Below are 18,365 nucleotides of genomic sequence, written 5' to 3'. Positions count from 1 at the left end.
ACATCCACCGGCATCAACTCCGCATCAGCCACCCGCGCCACCAACGCACCCGCCTGACCCCGCAACGCCTCCACACTCCGCCCCGACACCACCCACGGCACCACACCCTCAACAGGCCGAGCCACCTCAACCCGCTCAGACACCTCCGGAGCCTGCTCCACAATCACATGCGCATTGGTGCCGGAAATGCCGAACGCCGACACCCCGGCCCGCCGCGGGCGCTCGCCGCGCGGCCACGCCACCGGTTCGGTCAGCAGCCGTACCGCGCCGCCGGTCCAGTCCGCGTGCGGGGTCGGCTCGTCGACGTACAGGGTGGCGGGCAGCATTTCGTGGCGCAGCGCCATCACCATCTTGATGACACCGGCCACACCCGCGGCGCCCTGTGCGTGGCCGATGTTGGACTTCAACGAGCCCAGCCACAGCGGCTGGTCGGCGGGGCGGTCCTGACCGTACGCGGCGATGAGCGCGTCCGCTTCGATGGGGTCGCCGAGGGTGGTGCCGGTGCCATGGGCCTCGACGGCGTCGACCTCGGCGGAGGACAGCTGGGCGTTGATGAGGGCCTGACGGATCACACGCTGCTGCGACGGGCCGTTCGGCGCGGTGAGGCCGTTCGACGCGCCGTCCTGGTTGATCGCCGAGCCGCGGAGCACCGCGAGTACCTGGTGTCCGTTGCGCTGTGCGTCCGAGAGCCGTTCCAGGAGCAGCAGGCCGACGCCTTCGGAGAATCCCGTACCGTCGGCGGCCGCCGCGAAGGGCTTGCAGCGGCCGTCAGGAGCCAGTCCGCGTTGGCGCGAGAATTCCACGAAGGTGTTCGGGGTGGTCATCACCGTGACGCCACCGGCCATGGCCAGGGTGCATTCGCCCTGCCGCAGCGCCTGGCAGGCCAAATGCATGGCGACGAGGGATGAGGAACACGCCGTGTCCACGGTCACGGCGGGTCCTTCGAGGCCGAGAGTGAAGGCGACCCGCCCCGAGACGACGCTGAGCGTATTGCCGGTGAGCAGATAGCCCTCGGCCTCCTTTTCGATGTGCGGGGTGCCGAAACCGAGGATTCCGGCGCCCGCGTAGACACCGGTCGAGGTGCCCTTCAGGGAGGTGGGGTCGATCCCGGCGCGTTCGAGCAGTTCCCAAGAGACCTCCAGGAGCTGGCGCTGCTGCGGTTCGGCGGCCAGAGCCTCGCGCGGGCTGATGCCGAAGAACGTGGCGTCGAATCCGCCCGCGTCCCGCAGGAAGCCGCCCCGGCGGACGTAGCTGGTGCCGGAGTGGTCCGGGTCGGGGTGGTAGATGCCCTCCAGGTCCCAGCCGCGATCCTTCGGGAAGTCCCCGATGGCGTCCTGGCCGGAGGCGACGAGGCGCCACAGGTCCTCGGGGGAGGCGATGCCGCCCGGGAAGCGGCAGGCCATGCTGACGATGGCCACCGGCTCCTGGGCCCGCTCCTCCGCTTCGCGCAGGCGCTGACGGGTCTGCCCCAGATCGGCCGTCACCCGCTTGAGGTACTGGCGGAGCTTGTCTTCCGTACCGTTGCCCGTCCCCGTCCCCGTACCGTTGCCCATCCCCGTCCCCGTACCCGTACCGTTACCCGTCCCCGTACCTGGCATCTGTTCTCGCTCCTCCATCAGGGCAGTTCACGGTCAATGAGCGCGAACATCTCGTCGTCCGAAGCGGATTCGAGGGCGTCGAAGTCCGTCGTGCCGGACGCCTCGGTCGGTCCGCCGTTCACCTTCGCCAGCAGTCCGCTCAACCGCTTGGCGATCCTGAGCCGTCCCTCTTCGTCGGTGGCGAGGGCGTCCAGGGCGTGGTCCAACCTGGCCAACTCGCCCAGAACGGGGTCCACCCCGTCCCGGCCCGCGGTGGTCACGTCGTCGGGTGCGAGCCGTTCCAGCAGGTATTCGGCGAGCGCCGCGGCCTCGGGGTAGTCGAAGACCATCGCGGCGGGCAGCCGCAGACCGGTGGCGGCGGCGAGCCGGTTGCGCAGTTCCACGGCGGTCAGCGAATCGAAGCCCAGCTCCTTGAAGCTGGCCTCGGCCTGCACCGCGTCCACATCGGCGTGTCCCAGCACGGTGGCCGCGTGTCCCCGGACCAGGCCCAGCACCAGTCGGTGGCGCTCGGCCGCCGACAGCCCGGCCAGCCGGTCGGCCCAGTCGGCGGGTTGTCCCGCCTCGGCGGCCGCCGCCGTACGCCGTCCCGCGCCACCACCGCCACCGCCACCGCCACGGGTGGTGGCGAGTGCGCGCAGGATGGCGGGCAGGCCCTCGGCGGGCAGGGCGGCCAGGGTGCGGGTGTTCACGTCGGCCGCCACCAGCAGGTCGCCGCCGTGCTGGACGGCCGCGTCGAGCAGGGCCAGGCCCTGCCGGGTGGCGAGGGCGCCGACGCCCGTACGGGCCATCCGGGCGAGGTCGGCCTCGGCGAGGTGGCCGGTCATCCCGCTGGCGTCGGCCCACAGCCCCCAGGCCACCGACACCCCCGGCAGTCCTTCGGCCCGGCGGCGGGCGGCCAGGGCATCGCAAAAGGCGTTCGCGGCAGCGTAGTTGGCCTGTCCTGGGCTGCCGAGCACCCCGGCCGCCGAGGAGAACATCACGAACATGCCGAGCCGCAGATCCGCCGTCGCCGCGTGCAGATGCGCCGCCGCCGTGGCCTTGGCCGCCCACACCCGCGCCACCCGCTCCGGGGTCTGCGAGGTGAGCACCGCGTCGTCCAGCACACCCGTGGCGTGGATGACACCGGTCAGCGGATGCTCCGCGTCGATGCCCGCCACCAGCTCCGCCACCGCCGCCGCGTCCGTGACGTCCACCGCGGCCACGCGCACCTGTGCGCCCAGTTCACGGAGGCGGGCGGTCAGTTCCGCGGCGCCCGGTGCGTCCGGACCGCGCCTGCTCGCCAGCACCAGGTAGCGGACCTGCCAGGTGCGTACGAGGTGTTCGGCGACGACACCGCCCAGCGTGCCGGTGCCGCCCGTGATGAGCACCGTGCCGTCCGGGTTCACAGCGGCGGGTACGTCCAGGACCAGCTTGCCGGTGTGGCGGGCCTGGCTGAGCTGCCGCAGCGCTTCCCGCGCCCGGCTCAGCGGCCAGGTCCGTACGGGCGCGGGCCGCAGCACTCCGGCGGTGAACAGCTCGCACAGCGTGCGCAGCATCTCGCCGATGCGGTCCGGTCCGGCGTCGGGCACCAGGTCGAAGGCCCGGTAGCGCACACCGGGGTGGGTGGCGGCGATGTGTTCCGGGTCGCGGATGTCGGTCTTGCCCATCTCCGAGAGCCGTCCGCCGTCGGCCAGCAGCCGCAGCGAGGCGTCGACGTAGGGTCCGGCGAGGCTGTTCAGCACCACGTCCACGCCACGGCCGCCGGTGGCGTCCCGTAGCCCGGTCTCGAAGTCGAGAGTGCGTGACGAGGCCCGGTGTGCCGCGTCGATGCCCATGTCCTCCAGCACCGGGTGTTTCCCGGGGCTGGCCGTGGCGTACACCTCGGCTCCCAGGTGGCGGGCGATCTGGACGGCGGCCATGCCGACGCCGCCGGTCGCGGCGTGGATGAGCACCGACTCGCCGGACCGCAGTCCGGCCAGGTCCACCAGCCCGTACCAGGCGGTGAGGAACACGACCGGTACGGCGGCGGCCTGCTGGAAGGTCCAGCCCTCCGGGATCGGCACCACCATGCGCGCGTCCGCCACCGCCAGCGGACCGAAGGCGCCTTCGAACAGACCCATCACGCGGTCGCCCACGGCGATTCCGGTCACCTCGGCGCCGATGTCCGTGACCACGCCCGCGCCCTCGCTGCCCCGGAACACCCCGCCGCCCGGATACATCCCGACCGCGATCAGGGCGTCACGGAAGTTGAGGCCTGCGGCGTGGACCGCGACGCGGACCTCGCCGGGGCCCAGTGGCTCCAGCACCTCGGGGCAGGGCACGGGGGTCACGTTCTCGATGGTCGCGGCGCCTTCCACCGCGAGTCGCCAGGCCGGTTGCGCCACCGGGGCCACCAGGCCGCCGCTTCCGGCGGCCCCGGCGCGCATCAGCCGTGGCGCCCACACCCGGCCCGCGCGCACCGCCACCTGTGGTTCGGCCATTCCAACGCCCCAGAGCACACCGTCCAGGACACCTGCGCCCGGTGCTTCCGCTTCCGCCGGGCCACGGGGGTCGAGGTCGAGCAGGACGAACCGGTCGGGGTTCTCGGCCTGCGCGCTGCGCAGCAGCCCCCACACCGCCGCACCTGCCGCGTCCACGGCACCGGGGCCGGGGCCGGGGCCGTCCCCGTCCGGTGCACCGGCCGCGACGGCACCTCGCGTCACGACCACCAACTGAGCGTCGGTCAGGCGAGGTTCGGCCAGCCACGCCTGCAGCAGGCTCAGCATGCGCTGGACGGCGTCCATGCCCTCATCCGAAGTGGCCGCCGACGCCGCCGGGACACCCGTCAACGCCACCGAGGGGACGGGCCCGCCGCCGTCGACCGCCGCGAGCAGCGACGCCAGATCCGGGTGGCACACCGCGCCCGCGGTGTCCCAGTCCGCCGGGCCCAGCACCACCCTGTCACCGCCATCGGCCACCGGCTCCGGTGTCCCCGGCAGCGGGATCCAGTCCAGGGTGAACAGTCCGTCCGCGCCACGGCGGCCCGGGGTGCGCAGCTGGTCCGTACGGGCGGGGCGCAGCACCAGCGAGTCGACCGTGAGGACGGGGTCGCCCACGGCGTCGGACACGGTCACCCGCAACGCCCGCTCGCCCTCCGCGCTCCGCTCGTCCGGCGACAGCCGTACCCGTACGGTGGTCGCACCGGCGGCCCACAGGGACACTCCGTTCCAGGTGTACGGCAGCCACAACAGGCCGTCGTCGTCCGGTCCGGGCGGCTGACCGGTGAGCAGGGCGGCCGGGTGGAGTACGGCGTCCAGCAGCGCGGGGTGGATGCCGAATCCGCGCCACTCGCCGGCGGTTTCGGGCAGCGCCACCTCGGCCAGTACATCGGAGCCGTCCCGCCAGAGCTTGCGTACGCCCTGGAAGGCGGGCCCGTACGCGTATCCATCGGCGGCGGCCCGCGCGTAGAAGCCGTCCGTGTCCACCGGCTCCGCGCCCGGTGGCGGCCATGCCCCGGAGGGCTCGGGCGCCGGGTGGGCCCGGGGCGGGGCGAGTACGCCGTCGGCGTGGCACTGCCAGGTGCCATCGGTGCCGGAGGCGTCGGAGGTGATGGCGGCGTCGGCGGCGTCGGCGTCCGGGCGGGAGTAGACGCGTACGTCGCGGCGGCCGTCCTCGTCGGCCGCGCCCACCGCCACCTGGACGCGCAGCCCGCCGGATGCGGGGAGGATCAGCGGGGTACGCAGTGTCAGTTCGTCGAGCACGGCGCACCCGGCCTCGTCGGCGGCCCGCAGCGCCCATTCGACCAGCGCGGCGCCCGGCACCAGGGGCGCGCCCGCCACCACGTGTTCGGCCAGCCAGCCGTGGCCGCCGCCGGTCCCGATGCGGCCGGTGAGCAGATGGCTGTCGCCCTCGGCGAGTTCGACGGCGGCACCCAGTAGGGGGTGGTCGGCGGAGGTCAGCCCGAGGTCGGCGGGGTCGCCGCCGCGTGCGTCCGCTCCGTCCAGCCAGTAGCGCTCGCGCTGGAAGGCGTACGTCGGCAGCGGGACGGTACGGGGCGTGGGGTCGGCCGGGAACAGGGTGGTCCAGTCCGTCTCGACCCCGGCGGTGAACGCCTGCGCCACCGAGCGCACCAGCTGGGCCAGATCGCCGTGGTCGCGCCGCAGGGTGGGCACGGCGAGGGAGGCGCTGTCCGCTTCCTCGAAGGTTTCCTGCATGCCGACGGTGAGGACGGGATGGGTGCTGACCTCGATGAACACGCGGTGGCCAGCGGTCAGGGCGGCCCGTACGGCATCGGCGAACCGCACCTGTTCGCGCAGGTTGCGCACCCAGTACCCGGTGTCGAGTCCGGCGGGGTCGGCGGGGCCCGCGGTCACAGTGGAGTAGAAGACCACGCCCGTCCCGGGCCCCGGGGCGGGGTGGACTCCGTCCAGCAACCGGGTGAGTTCGTCGGTGATCTCATCGACCTGGGGGCTGTGGGAGGCGTAGTCCACCTCGATCATCCGGGCCCGTCCACCGGTGTCACGGCAGGCGGCCACGGCCACGGCCACCTGCTCGGGCGGGCCTGACACCACCGTCGACGCGGGTCCGTTGACGGCCGCCACGACCACCGTGGCCGCGCGCTCGCCCAGGTCGGCGAGCAGCCTCTCGGCGCGCTCCTGGCCCACGCCGAGGGAGGCCATCGCGCCACCGCCCGCGAGCCGCCGCAGGGCCCGGCTGCGCAGGGCCACGATGCGGGCGCCGTCGTCCAGCGAGAGCGCCCCGGCCACGCAGGCGGCGGCGATCTCGCCCTGGCTGTGGCCCACGACGGCGGCGGGTTTCACGCCATGACCGGCCCATACGGCGGCCAGGGACACCATGACCGCCCACAGCACGGGCTGTACGACATCGACGCGGCTCAGATCGGCGACGCCTTCGGTGCCGCGCAGTACGTCGGTGAGGGACCAGTCGACGTAGGGGGCCAGGGCCCGTTCGCAGGCGGCCACCCGCTCCGCGAACACCGGTGAGGTGTCGAGCAGTTCTGCGCCCATCCCCGGCCACTGCGATCCCTGCCCCGGGAACACCAGCACGGGGCCGGTCGCACGCGAGTCGGGGGCGGGGCCGGACTGCACGACGCCCGGGTGTGTTTCGTCGGCCGCGAGCGCCTCCACCGCGGCCAACAGTTCCGCGTGGCTTTCGCCGACGACCACGGCCCGGTGGTCGAAGAGCGTGCGGGTCCTGATGAGTGACCAGCCCACCTCGGCAGGGGTGGCGGCGGGGGCGGTGGCGAGGTGGGCGGCCAGGGCCCGGGCCTGCTCGCGCAGCGCCGCGCTGCCGCGTGCGGACAGCACCCAGGGCACCACGCGGTGGTGGGTGGCGGGGTCGGCGACGGGGTTCGGTTCCGGAGCCTGTTCGAGGATCACATGGGCGTTGGTGCCGCTGATGCCGAAGGAGGACACGGCGGCCCGGCGGGGCCGCTCGCCTTGTGGCCACTCCACCGCCTCGGTCAGCAGCCGTACGCCGTCCTCCCACTCCACATGCGGGCTCGGCGCGTCGATGTGCAGGGAGGCGGGCAGTACGCCATGCCGCATCGCCATCACCATCTTGATGACGCCCGCGGCCCCGGCGGCGGCCTGGGTGTGGCCGATGTTCGACTTCACCGACCCGAGCCACAGTGGCTTCTCGTCGGGCCGCTCCTGGCCGTAGGTGGCCAGCAGCGCCTGCGCCTCGATCGGGTCGCCGAGCGTTGTTCCGGTGCCGTGGGCCTCCACCGCGTCGATGTCGGCCGGGGTGAGGCGGGCGGTGGCGAGCGCCTGCCGGATCACGCGCTGCTGCGACGGGCCGTTCGGCGCGGTCAGGCCGTTGGACGCGCCGTCCTGGTTGACGGCCGAACCCCGGAGCAGGGCCAGCACCTGGTGGCCACTCCGCCGGGCGTCCGACAGCCGTTCCAGGACGAGGAGTCCGATGCCTTCGCCCCAGCCGGTGCCGTCGGCCGCCGCCGCGAACGGTTTGCAGCGGCCGTCCGTGGCCAGTCCGCGCTGCCGTGAGAACTCGACGAACGTGTTCGGCGTGGCCATCACGGTCACACCACCCGCCAGGGCAAGGGTGCATTCGCCCTGGCGCAGCGCCTGGGCCGCCAGATGCATGGCCACCAGCGACGACGAACACGCCGTGTCCACCGTCACGGCGGGCCCCTCCAGGCCGAAGGTGAACGCGACCCGTCCGGAGGCGATGCTCGGGGTGCTGCCGGTCATCAGGCGGCCCTCGACGCCCTCCGGGGTACGGCCCAGGAAGCGGCTGCCGTAGTCGTCGTACATGACGCCGGTGATCACGGCGGTCCGGCTGCCGCGCAGGGTCACCGGGTCGATGCCCGCGTTCTCGAAGGCCTGCCACGCGGTCTCCAGCAGCAGCCGCTGCTGCGGGTCGGTGGCCAGGGCCTCGCGCGGGCTGATGCCGAAGAAGTCCGCGTCGAACCGCGCGGCGTCGTACAGGAATCCGCCCTCGCGGGCGTAGCTGGTGCCGGTGTGGTCCGGGTCCGGGTCGAAGAGCCCCGCCAGGTCCCAGCCACGGTCGGCGGGGAACTCGCCGATCGCGTCCACGCCCTCGGACACCAGCCGCCACAGGTCGTCCGGCGAGCCGACACCGCCCGGATAGTGGCAGGCCATGCCGACGATGGCGATGGGATCGTCGTCGGTGGCCACCTCGGCGGCCACGGGCGCGAGTGGTGTGGCGGCGCGGGTCCCGGTCAGCTTCTCTCGCAGGAAGGCCACCAGGGCGTCGGGGGTGGGATAGTCGAAGATGACGGTGGCCGGAATCCGGGTCCCGGTGGCCGCGTTGAGCCGGTTGCGCAGGTCGAGGGCGGTGAGTGAGTCGAAGCCGAGTTCCTGGAAGGCCCGGCCCAGCTCGATGGCCTCGGGTGCCGGATGGGCGAGCACGGTGGCGACCTGGGCGCGGACCAGCTCGCCGAGGACACGGTCCTGCTCGGTGGCGGGCAGACCGGCCAGCCGTTCGGCCCAGGGCACCGCCCCGGTGTCCTGGGCGGGCCGCCGGGCGGGGCTGGGCACCAGGGCCCGCAGTACGGGCGGCAGTGGCCCGGTGGCGGTCCGGGCGCGCAGCGCGGGCAGGTCGAAGCGGACCGGTACGAGGACGGGGTACGGGCTGGTCAGCGCGGTGTCCAGCAGCACCGGCAGCTGGTCGTCCGCGATGGGGGCGACGCCGGACCGCGCCATCCTGGCCAGGTCGGCGTCGTCGAGGTCGTGGGTCATGCCACCGGCCGAGGCCAGCAGCCCCCAGGCCAGCGTGTGGGTCACCAGGCCCTCGGCACGGCGGTGTTCGGCGAGGGCGTTGAGGAACATGTTGGCGGCCGCGTAGTTGGCCTGCCCGCCGTTGCCCATCAGGGAGGCGGCGGAGGAGAACAACACGAACGCCGCCGGAGCCATCTCACGGGTCAGCCGGTGCAGATGCCATGCCGCGTCGAGCTTCGGGGCGAGTACGGCGTCGAACCGCTCGGGGGTCAGCGAGGTGACCACGCCGTCGTCCAGCACCCCGGCGGCGTGGACGACGGCGGTCAGGGGGTGGTCGGCGGGGATCGTGGCCAGCAGTTCGGCTACTTCGTGCGGATCGGCGACGTCACAGGCGGCGACCCGCGCGTCCGTGCCCAGGTCGGCCAGTTCGGCGGTGAGCGTGTCGATGTCCCGCGCGGCCGGGCCGCTCCGGGAGACCAGCAGCAGATGCCGGGCGCCGTGGGCGGTGGCCAGATGCCGGGCGACCAGCCGTCCGAGCGCGCCGGTGCCGCCGGTGATCAGGACGGTTCCGTCCGGGTCGAGGGCGGGCGGTGGCGCCTCGTGGTCGGGGTGGACGCGGACCAGGCGGGGGACGCGTACGGTCCCGGCCCGTACCGCCAGCTCGGATTCACCGGCCGCCACGGCGGCCGGGAGCGCGGCGCGCAGGACGTGGCGGGAGGCCGTGTCACCGTCCAGGTCCAGCAGCAGGATCCGGTCGGGGTGTTCGGCCTGCGCGGCGCGGACCAGGCCCCACAGGGGCGCGGTGGTCAGGTCTGCGGGCGGGTCCTCGGGGGTGGCAGCGACGGCGCCACGTGTGGCGATCACCAGCCGGGCCGTGCCGAACCGGTCGTCGGTCAGCCACGCGCGCAACGTGTCCAGCAGTTGATGGGCGGCCGCGCGCACCTGTGCGGGAATCTGGTCAGGGTCGGTTGATGCGCTGTCGTGGCCGGGGCACGGGATGATGACGAGGCTCGGGGCTGGAAGTCCCGCGTCGATGGCGGCCTGCAGTGCGGCCAGGTCCGGGTAGTGGACGGAGTCATCGGCCAGGCCCAGGGGGTCGGAGCCTACGACGGCCCAGCTGTCGGCCGATGCCGGTGGGCCTGCGGACAGTGGTTGAGGCTGGGGCTGGGGCTGGGGCTGCCAGTCGAGCCGGTACAGGGAGTCATCGGTGCGGGTGGAACGCCAGCGGTCGGCGGGAACCTCGCGCAGCCCGAGGGTTTCGATGGTGGCGACCACGGCGCCGTGGTCGTCGGTCAGGGTGATCGCGACGGTGTCGGGGCCGGTCGGGGTGATGCGGACCCGTAGCCGGGTGGCGCCGGTGGCGAACAGCCGTACCCCGCTGAACGAGAACGGCAGCCTGACGGTGCCCGGCTTGCCGTCAGAGGGTGCGTAGTGGGCGTTGAACAGCTCCTCCACCGGGTGCAGCGCGCTGTCCAACAGGGCGGGGTGCAGGCCGAAGCCCTCGGCCTCGCCACGTTGCTCGGTGGCCAGCCGCACGTCGGCGAGCATGTCCTCGCCGTGCCGCCACGCGGCGTGCAGTCCTCGGAAGGCGGGGCCGTACGCGTACCCCTGCTCGGTGAGGCGCCGGTACAGATCCGCCACTTCGACCGGGACCGCGTCGGCCGGTGGCCATGGCGCCGGGGGTGCCGCCGGGTCGGGTGTCGCGGCCGGGAGCGCGGGGGCGAGGAGGCCTGCGGCGTGGCGTCGCCAGGTGTCCTGGACTGCGGGGGAATCGTCGTCCTGGTCCTCGGGGCGGGAGAAGAGGGTGAGCGGGCGTCGGCCCGTGTCGTCGGGTGCGGCGACCGCCAGCTGGATGCGCACCGCGCCGGAGGCGGGCACGAGTAGCGGGGTCTCCAGGGTGAGGTCGTCGACAAGGTCGCAGCCCGTGCGCGCACCGGCGAGCAGGGCCAGTTCCAGGAGGGCCGTGCCGGGCAGTGGCACGCTGTCCGCGATGGTGTGGTCCGCCAGCCAGGGGTGGGTGCTCAGCGACAGTCGCCCGGTGAGCAGCAGTTCGCCATCGGGTGTTTCCACGGCGGCCTGGAGGAGGGGGTGGCCGGTGGCACCGAGCCCGGCGGCGCGCACGTCGGCGGTGCCATTCGGGACGGGCCGCCAGTAGCGCTCCCGCTGGAACTGGTAGGTGGGCAGGTCGACGTGGCCCGCGTCGTCGGGGAGTGCGGCGGAGAAGTCGGCGGTGCCGCCGTCGATGTGCATCGTGGCCAGGGCGGACAGCAGCGTACGGGGCTCGTCGCGGCCGTGGCGCAGGGCGGCGGCGAACACCGGCGCCGTCTCCGGTGCCGTCCCGTCGGTGGTCAGGGCGTCCTCGGCCATGGTGGTGAGGACGGCGTCCGGGCCGAGTTCGAGGTAGCGCACCACACCCTCGGTGCGCAGGGTGCGCAGTCCGTCGTGGAACCGTACGGGCTCGCGGACGTGGCGTACCCAGTACTCCGGGTCGCGGAGCTGGTCGGCGTCGGCCACCTCGCCCGTGAGGTTGGAGATCACGGGGTTGTGCGGCGCGTGGTAGGTGAGCGCGCGGGCCACCTCGCGGAAGTCGTCCAGCATGGGCTGGAGGAGCGGCGAGTGGAAGGCATGGCTGACGCGCAGCCGCTTGGTGCGGTGGCCGCGCCCCTTGAGGGTGCGCACCACCTCCTCGACGGCGTCCTCGGCGCCGGACACCACGAGGGCGGTGGGTCCGTTGACGGCGGCCAGGGCGAGTCGGTCCGCCTGCCCGCTGAGCAGCGGGAGAACCTGTTCCTCGGTGGCCTCGACGGCGGCCATGGCGCCACCGGCCGGGAGCGCCTGCATGAGCCGTCCCCGGGCGGCGACGAGGGTGCAGGCGTCCGGCAGCGACAGCACGCCCGCCACATGTGCGGCCACGATTTCGCCGACCGAGTGGCCGGTCAGATATCCGGGAGTGAGCCCGAAGGACTCCACCAGCCGGAAGAGGGCGGTCTCCAGGGCGAAGAGGGCCGCCTGGGTCACTCCGGTGTGGTGCAGGGAGCGGGCCTCGTCGGTGTCCTCGGCGGCGAAGAGGAGGTCGCGCAGCGAACGCCCGAGCAGCGGGTCCAGATGCGCGCAAGCCTCGTCGAGGGCCGTGGCGAACACCTCGAAGCTCTCGTACAACTCCACGCCCATGCCAGGCTGTTGGCTGCCCTGCCCGGTGAACATGAACGCGGTGGCGCCGGTACGAGCCGCCCCGGCGCGGGTGAGCGCGGGGTGGTCCCGGCCGTCGGCCAGCGCGCGTACGGCCGTCAGCAGCTGGTCGCGGTCGTCGCCCAGGATCACGGCCCGGTGTTCGAAGGCGGTACGGGTCCTGGCGAGCGACCAGCCCACGTCGGCCAGGGACAGCCGGGGGTGGGCGTCGGCATGGGCTGCCAGGGCGGCGGCCTGGTCGCGCAGCGCCTGGCCGGTACGGGCGGACAGCGCCCAGGGCAGCGCCCGGCTGCCTGGCAGCGTGCCCTCGGCGGCCTGGCGCGCGGACGAGCCGTCCGATGCGGATGCCGGTGCGGACTCGAGGAGGAGGTGGGCGTTGGTTCCGGAGATCCCGAACGAGGACACGGCGGCCCGGCGCGGACGTTCGTCGCGTGGCCAGGCCACGGGTTCGGTGAGCAGGCGTACCGCGCCCGCGTCCCAGTTCACGTGCGGGGTGGGCTGGTTGACGTTCAGCGTGGCGGGCAGCGTTTCGTACCGCATCGCCATGACCATCTTGATGACACCCGCCACGCCCGCCGCGCCCTGGGTGTGGCCGATGTTCGACTTCACCGACCCCAGCCACAGCGGCTTCTCGTCGGGCCGCTCCTGGCCGTAGGTGGTCAGCAGCGCGTGCGCCTCGATGGGGTCGCCGAGCCGGGTGCCGGTGCCATGTGCCTCGACCACGTCGACCTCGGCCGGTGACAGCCGCGCGTTCGCCAACGCCTGGGTGATGACCCGCTGTTGGGAGGGGCCGTTGGGCGCGGTCAGGCCGTTCGAGGCGCCGTCCTGGTTGATGGCCGAGCCCCTGATGACCGCCAGTACTCGGTGGCCGTGGCGGCGGGCGTCCGACAGCCGCTCCAGCAGCACCAGGCCGACGCCCTCGGCGAAGGCGGTGCCGTCGGCGTCGGCGGAGAACGCCTTGCACCGGCCGTCGGGCGCCAGCCCCCGCTGCCGGGAGAACTCGGTGAACACATTCGGGATCGCCATCACCGTCACACCACCGGCCAGGGCCAGACCGCACTCGCCCTGCCGCAGCGCCTGGCAGGCCAGATGCATGGCCACCAGCGAGGACGAACACGCGGTGTCCACCGTCACCGCGGGCCCCTCCAGGCCGAGCGTGTACGCCACCCGGCCGGACAGCACACTGGGGGCGTTGCCCGTCACCAGATAGCCCTCGGCGCTCCTGTCGATGTGCGGCGTGCCGAACCCGGGGAGGGCGGTCCCCGCGTAGACGCCCGTCGAGCTGCCCTTGAGCGAGGCCGGGTCGATTCCGGCGCGCTCCAGAAGCTCCCACGCCACCTCCAGCAGCAGCCGCTGCTGAGGGTCGACGGCCACGGCCTCACGCGGACTGATGCCGAAGAACTCGGGATCGAAGCGGTCGGCGTCGTAGAGGAAACCGCCCTCGCGGGCGTGGCTGGTTCCGGGGTGGTCCGGGTCCGGGTGGAACAGGCTCTCCAGGTCCCAGCCACGGTCCGTGGGGAACTCCCCCATGGCGTGTTCACCGGAGGCGACGAGCTGCCACAGCTCCTCGGGTGTGCGCACACCGCCCGGATACCGGCAGGCCATGCTCACCACGGCCACCGGCTCCTGGGAGCGGTCCTCCATGGCGCGGAGCCGCTGGCGTGTCTCGTGGAGATCGCCTGCCACTCGCCTCAGATAGTCGACCAGCTTCTCTTCATTAGCATGCGGCACAGAGGGTCACCCGGCCTTCCGCGAAAGGGCGCGCCACGTCGGTCATGACAGGCCAAGCTCGTTGTCGATGAAATCCAGCACCTGATCGGCTGTCGCGACCTGCAGCCGCTCCACGGCACCGCCGTCGTCACCCGAGGGACACATCGCCTTCCAGCGCGAAAGCAACGTCTCCAGCCGGGTCGTGACCGCCCCGGAATCCAGCTCCTCGACGGCCACGGCGGACAGGCTGTTCTCCAGCCTGACCAGCTCGTTGAAGACAGGGTGGACGACATCCCGGCCCGGGGTCCCCGCGTCGTCCGGGGCGAGTTGACCGCGCAGGTGTTCGGCGAGCGCGGCCGCTTCGGGATGGTCGAAGACGAGCGCTGCTGGCAGCCGCAGCCCGGTGGCCGCAGCGAGCCGGTTGCGCAGTTCGACCCCCGTCAGCGAATCGAAGCCGAGGTCCTTGAACGACGCGTCAGGGTGGACCGTGGCGGGGTCGGCGTGGCCCAGCACGGTGGCGGCGTGGCTGCGCACCAGGTTGAGCAGCAGCCGGTGTTGCTCGGGGGACGGCAGTCCGCGGAGCCTGCCGGACCAGTCCGTCGGCTGGGCACCACCCGAAGCGGTCGGCCGGACACGACCGCTGCCACCGGTCACCGCGAGCGCCCGCAGCGGGGTGGGCAGGGTGGCGGTGTCCTGGGCGGCCAGGGCCTGGGTGTCCAACTTGAGCGCCAGCAGATGGGGACGGCCGTGGCGGTACGCCGCGTCCAGCAGGGCCAGCCCCTCTTCGGTGGTGTTGGCCGTGATCCCCAGCCGCCCGATCCTGGCCAGGTTGGCGGTGTCCAGCCGGGCGGTGAGCCCGCTGGTCGCCGCCCACAGTCCCCAGGCCACCGACAGCCCCGGCAGACCGGCGGCCTGGCGGTGGGTGGCGAGGGCGTCACAGAAGGCGTTGGCCGCCGCGTAGTTGGACTGGCTGGGGGTGCCCAGATCGGAGGCGAAGGAGGAGAACATGACGAACGTGCCGAGGCGCAGACGCGCCGTCGCCGCGTGCAGATTGGCCGCAGCGGTGGCCTTGGCGGCCCATACCCGGGCCAGCCGCTCCGGGGACTGCGCGGGCAGCATCGCGTCGTCCAGCACACCTGCGGCATGGATGACACCGGTCAGCGGATGTGCCGGGTCGACGCCCGCGACGAGATCGTTGACGGCGTCGGGGTCGGCCACATCGGCTGCGGCGACACGTACCTCGGCACCCAACTCGGCTAGCCGAATGGCCAGTTCCTTGGCCCCGGGGGCCTCGGGACCGCTGCGGCTGGCCAAGAGGAGATGGCGGACACCCCAGGTACGGACGAGGTGTTCGGCCACCTGACCGCCCAGGGTTCCGGTGCCCCCGGTGATGAGCACCGTGCCCTCCGGATCCACCGGGGCCGGGACGTCCAGCACCAGCTTCCCGGTGTGCTTGGCCTGGCTCAGATACCGCAGCGCCTCCCGCGCCCGGCACAACGGCCACGCCCGCACCGGAGGCGGCACCAGAACACCCGACGCGAACAACTCACCCAGCTCACGCAACATCCGGCCGATGCGGTCCGGTCCCGCATCACCGATCAGGTCGTACGCCTCGTACCGCACCCCGGGATACTCCGCCGCGATCTGCTCCGGATCACGGATATCGGTCTTCCCCATCTCCAGCAACCGGCCACCATCGGCCAGCAACCGCAGCGAGGCGTCCACGAAGGGCCCGGCCAGGCTGTTCAGTACGACATCCACGCCACGGCCACCAGTGGCCTCCCGCACCACCTGCTCGAAATCCAGATCGCGCGACGAGGCCCGGTGAGCGGCGTCGATGCCCATGTCCTCCAGCACCGCATGCTTGCCGGGACTCGCCGTGGCGTAGATCTCCGCACCCACGTGGCGGGCGATCTGCACCGCCGCCGTCCCCACACCACCCGTCGCGGCATGGATCAGCACCGCTCCCCCCGCCCGCAGCCCGCCCAGCTCCACCAGCCCGTACCAGGCGGTGAGGAACACCACGGGCGCCGCGGCCGCCTGCTGAAAGCTCCAGCCGGAGGGGACGGGGACGACCGTACGCGCGTCCGCCACCGCCACCGGGCCGAACGCGCCCTCGAACAGGCCCATCACCCGGTCCCCCACGGCGAGGTCCGTCACCCCGGGCCCGATCTCCAGGACCACACCGGCGCCCTCGCTGCCCGCGAACACGGCGTCCCCCGGATACATCCCCAACACGATCAGCGCATCGCGGAAGTTGACGCCCGCCACATGCACCGCGATGCGTACCTGACCTGCACGCAGGGGCTCCAGCACCTCCGGGCACGGCACGGGCCGCACACTGTCCACGGTCGCGGCGCCGACGACCCCGAGCCGCCACCCGGACTGCCCCACCGGGGGCACCAAGCCATCGCCGCCGCTGTCGACGGCCCGTACCAGCCGGGGCACCAACATCTCCCCCGCGCGCAGCGCCACCTGCGACTCGTCCGTCTCCACGGCCCGCAGGACGGCGGTCAGCACACTGCGGTCATCGGCCCCAGGTGCGTCCGGGTCCAGGTCGAGCAGCAGGAACCGGCCCGGGTTCTCCGCCTGTGCGCTGCGTACCAGCCCCCAGAGCGCGGCCCCGGGTACGTCCACACTCCCCGTGTCATCGGCGGGTACGGCTCCGCGCGTCACCAGCGCCAACCGGGCATCGGCCAGTCGTGGTTCGGCCAGCCAGTCCTGCAACAGCTTCAAGACCCGCTCCGCCGACGCCAGCCCATCGGCCGCCATGGCGCCGATGTCGGCCGATGCGTCGACTGCAGGCTGATACGCCAGGACGACCGAAGGAGCCGCTGTGCCACTGTCGAGCGCGGCAATCAGCGAGCCGAGGTCCGGGGTGGCCTCGCTACCCAGAATCTCCCAACTCGGGTCACCGCCGCCACTGCCGTCAGACGCGAGCGGCAAGGGGGTCCAGTCCATGGCGAACAGACCATCCGCGCCCGGGATTCGGGCGCTCCGCAGCTGGTCTCCACTGGCCGGGCGCAGCACCACCGCATCTGCGCTCAGCACCGGCGCACCCACCGCATCGGCCACCGTCAGCCGCACCGTCCGCTCGCCCTTGCCGCTGCCCTCCCGAGGCGACAGCCGGACCCGGACGCTGGTCGCCCCTTGGGCCCGCAGCGCCACCCCGTTCCAGGTGAACGGCAACCACACCCTGTCCGTGGTGTCCTGGCCGGTCAGCAGGACGGGGTGCAGCGCCGCGTCCAGCAGCGCCGGGTGGACACCGAACCCGGTGTGTTCCCCCGCGGCCTCCGGCAACACCACCTCGGCCAGCAGATCCGCCCCGTCGCGCCACACCGCGCGCAGCCCCTGGAAGGACGGGCCGTACTCATATCCCGAGGCCGCGACCCGCGCGTAGAAGTCCTCCAGGACCACGGGCTCCGCCCCCGCCGGGGGCCATACGCCGCCCAGCCCTTCCGCCACATCCTCGCCTTCCGGCGCCGCGCCCAGTACACCTTCCGCGTGGCACACCCACGCGTTCACGGACCGGTCGTCTCCCTCGGGACGGGAGTACATGTGCACTTCGCGCCGCCCATCGGCCCCGGGTGGCCCGACCACCATCTGCAGGCGAATTCCACTCGACTCCGGTAGCACCAGCGGGACTTGGAGCGCCAGTTCCTCCACGCGACCGGCACCGACCTCGTCGGCTGCCCGCAGTGCCCACTCCACCAGCGCCGCACCGGGCACCAGCACCGCACCCGCCACCACGTGCTCGCCGAGCCACCCATGGGTACGCGCCGAAAGCCGCCCCGTCAGCAGTCGGCCGTCACCGTTGGCCAGTTCCACGGCGGCACTCAGCAGTGGATGCCCGGCGGGAACGAGACCGAGGTCGGTGGGGTCGGCGCCCCGACTGGTGAGGCCGTCCAGCCAGTACCGCTCGCGCTGGAAGGCGTAGGTGGGCAGATCCACCGTCCGTGGCGTCGGCTCGGCCGGGAACAGGGTCGTCCAGTCCACCGGGACGCCCGCGACGAACGCCTCGGCGAGGGAGCGCACCAGCTGGTCCTGACCCCCGTGGTCGCGGCGCAGCGTGGGCACGGTCACCGCGTCGACGCTCGCCCACTCGAAGGTCTCCTGCATACCGACGGTGAGCACGGGGTGAGTGCTGGCCTCGATGAACACCCGGTGCCCGTCGAGCAGCAGCGCCTCGATCGCGTCGGCGAAGCGTACGCGCTCCCGCAGATTGGTCACCCAATACGCGGTGTCGAGGGCGGTGGTGTCGATTCGGCGACCGTGCACCGTGGAGTAGAAGGCGGTTTCGGTACCGGAGGTGTCGATCGGACGGATGTCGTCCAGTACGCGCATCAGCTCGTCGCGGATCTCATCGACCTGGGGACCGTGCGAGGCGTAGTCCACATCGATCAACCGCGCCCGATCACCGTTCTCCCGGCAGGCGGCCACCACGGCCGCCACCTGCTCCGGTGGACCCGAAACCACCGTAGACGACGGCCCATTGACCGCCGCCACACCCACACCAGCCGCCTGATCACCGAGCCCGGCCAGCAGCTGTCCGACCTGCTCCTCCCCCACGCCGACCGACGCCATCGCCCCGCCACCGGCCAGCTGACGCAACGCCCGACTACGCAGCGCCACCACCTTCGCGCCATCCTCCAACGACAACGCCCCAGCCACCACAGCCGCCGCGATCTCA

General features: G+C 73.1%; 3 protein-coding genes. All 3 read right to left on the bottom strand.

Going from position 1 to position 18,365, the window contains the following annotated elements; all coding sequences use genetic code 11:
• Positions 1-1,553: type I polyketide synthase (locus ACWC5C_RS41515; RefSeq protein WP_450884455.1), on the bottom strand; the 1,553-nt coding region annotated here is incomplete at its 3' end.
• A gap of 62 nt (positions 1,554-1,615) precedes the next feature.
• Positions 1,616-13,696: an SDR family NAD(P)-dependent oxidoreductase gene (locus ACWC5C_RS41510; RefSeq protein WP_450884453.1), complete on the bottom strand. Its 12,081-nt coding sequence runs from the start codon at positions 13,694-13,696 to the stop codon at positions 1,616-1,618.
• Between the two features lie 42 nt (positions 13,697-13,738).
• Positions 13,739-18,365 (bottom strand): SDR family NAD(P)-dependent oxidoreductase (locus ACWC5C_RS41505; protein ID WP_450884451.1); only part of this gene is annotated, 4,627 nt, incomplete at its 5' end.

This window comes from Streptomyces sp. NPDC001700 (genome assembly GCF_053596435.1).
The sequence above is the reverse complement of the archived record's forward strand: the minus strand, read 5'-3'. Positions and strand labels throughout refer to the sequence as shown.